Annotated in this window: 4 protein-coding genes; 3 read left to right on the top strand and 1 reads right to left on the bottom strand. The window is 77.6% G+C overall.

The window, feature by feature from the left end:
• Nucleotides 1–160 precede the first annotated feature (160 nt).
• Both ureG and KIK08_RS38540 read left to right on the top strand, forming a co-directional pair.
• Nucleotides 161–808: an urease accessory protein UreG gene (ureG, locus tag KIK08_RS38545; RefSeq protein WP_250558654.1), complete on the top strand. Its 648-nt coding sequence runs from the start codon at nt 161–163 to the stop codon at nt 806–808.
• Nucleotides 805–1,581, top strand: coding sequence for an urease accessory protein UreD (locus KIK08_RS38540; RefSeq protein ID WP_214408252.1), 777 nt, complete (start codon nt 805–807; stop codon nt 1,579–1,581). Before ureG ends, KIK08_RS38540 begins: the two co-directional genes overlap by 4 nt.
• Here KIK08_RS38540 and KIK08_RS40765 read toward each other — a convergent pair.
• On the bottom strand, nt 1,569–1,934 hold the full coding sequence (locus KIK08_RS40765; RefSeq protein WP_308258165.1) for a VOC family protein: 366 nt from the start codon (nt 1,932–1,934) through the stop codon (nt 1,569–1,571). The genes KIK08_RS38540 and KIK08_RS40765 overlap by 13 nt on opposite strands.
• 286 nt (nt 1,935–2,220) lie before the next feature.
• On the opposite strand from KIK08_RS40765, the gene KIK08_RS38530 reads away from it, so the two are divergent.
• On the top strand, nt 2,221–2,639 hold a 419-nt coding region (locus tag KIK08_RS38530; RefSeq protein ID WP_214408250.1), incomplete at its 3' end, for a prepilin peptidase.

Here is a 2,639-nt window from a genome sequence, read left to right as displayed (position 1 = left end):
GGACCCGTCGTCGCCCACGCCGCCCGCACCGCGGCGGCCGCCGTCGCGGCCGGCGACCCCACCCTGCTGCCCACCGACGGCAACCCGCTGGCCGACGTGCTGGCCGAACTGCACCACCGAACGGAGGCGACCCTCTTTGCGTCGTAAGCACCGTGACGACCTGCTCACCGCCCACGTCCACAGCCCGCTGCCGGCCGGCCCCGCCGGCCCGTTGCGCGTCGGCATCGGCGGCCCCGTCGGCGGCGGCAAGACCGCGCTGGTGGCCGCGCTGTGCCGGGCGCTGCGCGACCGGATGTCGATCGCCGTCGTGACCAACGACATCTACACCACCGAGGACGCCGACTTCCTGCGCCGCCACGGCGTGCTGCCCGACGAGCGGATCCGCGCGGTGCGGACCGGCTGCTGCCCGCACACGGCGATCCGCGACGACATCACCGCCAACCTCGACGCCGTCGACGAGCTGGTCACCCGGCACGACCCGGACCTGGTGCTGGTGGAGAGCGGCGGGGACAACCTGACCGCCACCTTCAGCTACGGCCTGGTGCACGCGCAGATCTTCGTGCTCGACGTGGCGGGCGGCGACAAGGTGCCGCGCAAGGGCGGCCCGGGGGTCACCCGCTCGGACCTGCTGGTGATCAACAAGATCGACCTGGCCGAGCTGGTCGGCGCCGACCTGGAGGTCATGCGCCGCGACGCCGCCGCGGTCCGGGGCGAGCGGCCCACGGTGTTCGTGTCCCTGCGCGAGCAGCCCGACGCCGGGCCCGTCGCCGACTGGATCACCGGCCTGGTCGCCGCGCGCCGCGGATGAGCGCCCCCGGCCGCACCGCCCTCACCGCCGCCGCGGCGCTGCGCGTCGGACCCGCCCCCGGCCGGCAGCGGCTGAGCTGGTCGCAGGCCTGGCCGGTGGTCGTGCGGGCCACCGGCGCCGACCGGGTGCACCTGGTGCACGGGGCGGGCGGCCCGCTCGGCGGCGACGACTTCTCGCTCGACGTCGAGGTGCTGGCGGGCGCGTCGCTGTGCGTGCGCAGCGCGGCGGTCACCCTCGTCCAGCCCGCGGGCGCCGCCGCGACGGCCCCGGCCCACTGGCGGGTGGCGGCCGAGGTCGGTGGGGGCGGATGGCTGGACTGGGCGCCGGAGCCGACCGTCGTGTGCGACGGCGCGGCCATGTGCTCGCGGCTGCGGGTGCGGCTGGCCGCGGACGCCGGAGCAGTGCTCCGCGAGCAGGTGGTGCTCGGGCGGCACGGCCAGCGCGGCGGGCGGCACCGCGGCGAACTGGTGGTCGAGGTCGGGGGCGAAGCGCTGCTCGCGCACACCACGGAACTGGACGGTGCCGACGACGTGCTGCGCGGGCCCGGCGGCACCGCGGGCTCCCGGGCGGTGGGCACGCTCCTGCTGGCCGGGTACGCCGCGGTGGCACCGGCACCGCAGCACCCGGCGGGCGAGGCCCCGGGGGTGCGCTGGGCCTGGACCGAGCTGGCCGGGCCGGGCCGGCTGCTGATCGCCGTGGGGGAACCGGGGGCGGTGGGTGCGCAGCTCGACCGGCAGACCCCGCCGCGCCCAGCGGGGCCTCAGCCGTCGTAGGCGACGGGGTGGCGGGGCTCGTACAGCGTCATCTCGCCGGCCCCGGGCACCTCCATCGAGATCGTCAGCCCCCACCCGTCGTCGCGGACGGGACGGGTGAAGCGCGCGCCCCGCGTGGTGAGCTCGGCGACGGTGCGCTCGACGTCGTCGCACATCAGCGTCACCTCGTGCCGGGCGGGCGCGCCCGGGGCCGGGGGACCGGCCGGGTGCGCGGCCAGCTCCGACGGCCCGGTCCCGAAGATGAGCCAACCGCCGCCGGCGTCGACCGCCGGGAAGCCCAGCACGTCGCGGAAGAACGTGCGGGCGGCGTCGGCGTCCTCGGCGTGGACCAGTGCGTGCACTGCGGTGATCACGTCACGGAACGTAGTGGACGCATCGCGTCCCAGCGTTACACCGATCGGACCAACGGTAGCGCGATCAACGGCGAGTTGGTCCCGTAGCACAGCACACCGACAGTGCCCGCTCCTCGACCGCCGCGGGCGGCCGGTGCTCCCCAAGCGGCGGGTTGTCCACAGCTCGGGCAGGAGCCCCTGGTCGGGGTGGGCGACCCCGCCCACCATCGACGCGAGGGCCGCGTGCCGGCCGTCGCGCCCGGCACGGGCGCCGGGAGCGGGGGAGCGGGCTGTGGTGGGAAACGCGATGATCGGGAACGCGGTGGTTGTCGGCGCGGTGGTTGTCGGCGCGGCTGCCGGCTGGTCGGCGGGGTGGCTCGCCCGCCGGCTGCTCGCCCGGCTCCGGCGCGGGGTGGTGCTGCGCCGGCCCTGGTGCGAGGCGGTGGTGGCCGTGTCGTGGGGTGCCGTCTGCCTGGGTTGGGCGGGCGGAGCGCTCCCGGCGGCCCGGGTGCCGGTGCTGCTCGGGCTGGGCTGGCTCGGTGCCGCGGTGGCCGCGGTCGACCTGCGCCACCGCCGCATCCCCGACGCGCTCACCCTCCCGGCGCTGCCGGTGGCCCTGCTGTGCGCGCTGCCGCTCGGCGCCGACGGGGCCGTGCGGGCGCTGGGCGGGGCGGCGTTGGCCGCTGGTGCCCATGCGGCGGTCCACCTGGCCTCGCGGCGGGCGCT

This window comes from Pseudonocardia lacus, assembly GCF_018531445.1.
Lineage (GTDB): Bacteria > Actinomycetota > Actinomycetes > Mycobacteriales > Pseudonocardiaceae > Pseudonocardia > Pseudonocardia lacus.
The sequence above is the reverse complement of the archived record's forward strand: the minus strand, read 5'-3'. Positions and strand labels throughout refer to the sequence as shown.

Coding starts and splice junctions, on each gene's coding strand:
- KIK08_RS38540 (WP_214408252.1), top strand. CDS start 805: ATGAGCGCCCCCGGCCGCACCGCCCTCACCGCCGCCGCGGCGCTGCGC.